This is a genomic window from Streptosporangium sp. G11, assembly GCF_051192615.1.
GTDB lineage: Bacteria > Actinomycetota > Actinomycetes > Streptosporangiales > Streptosporangiaceae > Streptosporangium.
The window spans coordinates 1-952 of the sequence record NZ_JBPJUQ010000320.1 but is presented as its reverse complement, the minus strand read 5'-3'; the positions used below and the strand labels follow the sequence as shown (position 1 = coordinate 952).

Sequence of the window (952 nt, the reverse complement as noted above, 5' to 3'; positions counted from 1 at the left end):
GCATACCGAACACGACGACGGCAGATCACTAGGTGGGCAGGCACCAGCTCGGACCGGTCTGGGGATAGGCATCCAGCACCCTCGCCAAGTCAGGCTCTGCAACTGGCGCCCGCTCACAACATGCGATTAGCCCCAAATGAGGGCTGGCGGTCTGCTCGCCACGGCGGATAAGACGTCGTCGGCCACCGGCCCGTTTCCCGCCTCCCGGGAGGCGGGCCAGTGACCTGTCAGGGCCGCTCTGGTCCACCTCCCGACCTCATCAATCAGGTAGGTCAACCTCGATCTGCCGGGCGGCGTCGGCTTCGGTGCCCTCAACGGTGTAGTCCCTGGTGGGAGCATTACTCCTGTCGCCTGCGTAGCCGACGGGGTAGCAGCGGTAGTAGCAGATGCCGTTGCGGCAGTAGAGCAGGTAGCAGATCCACCTTCCGGCTGCTTGCGTGCAGGCGGTCTCCGGCGCGGCCTTGGCCGCTGCGACCGTGAACGATTCGGCATGAGCGCTGGTCGCGGGGAGCGCGACGAGCATGCCGGTGCCGGCCAGGACGACACCGGCCAGGGCAGTGCCCGCCTTGCGGATAAGGGTGTGCATGATCCTCCTCGTTTATGTGGGAAACACGACGAAGGGAACTGTAATTCAGAAATTACGGAGAGTCACGAATCTGGTCGCGGCTTGTCGTTGGCCACCGGCCCGTTTCCCGTCTCCGGGGTGAGCCGGTGGCCTGTCAGGGCTGCTCCGGGGCTTGAGACAAGCGCGCTCTTGTTGCAAGCCCTGACCCGCGATAACCCCCTTGTCACGGGCCGGCATTACCCAGAGTTACTTTGGGGCTAATCGCATGTTGTGAGCGGGCGCCAGTTGCAGAGCCTGACTTGGCGAGGGTGCTGGATGCCTATCCCCAGACCGGTCCGAGCTGGTGCCTGCCCACCTAGTGATCTGCCGTCGTCGTGTTCGGTATGC

Annotated in this window: 1 protein-coding gene; it reads right to left on the bottom strand. The window is 64.4% G+C overall.

Annotation, left to right across the window (positions count from 1 at the left end):
• Window positions 1–259: 259 nt before the first annotated feature.
• Entirely contained in the window at window positions 260–586 is a 327-nt protein-coding gene (locus ACSDR0_RS50805) for a hypothetical protein (RefSeq protein ID WP_435296167.1), read from the bottom strand.
• Window positions 587–952: the final 366 nt, after the last annotated feature.

Excerpts from the sequence above, each read along its gene's own strand:
- ACSDR0_RS50805 (WP_435296167.1), bottom strand. The coding sequence starts at position 586 with ATGCACACCCTTATCCGCAAGGCGGGCACTGCCCTGGCCGGTGTCGTC.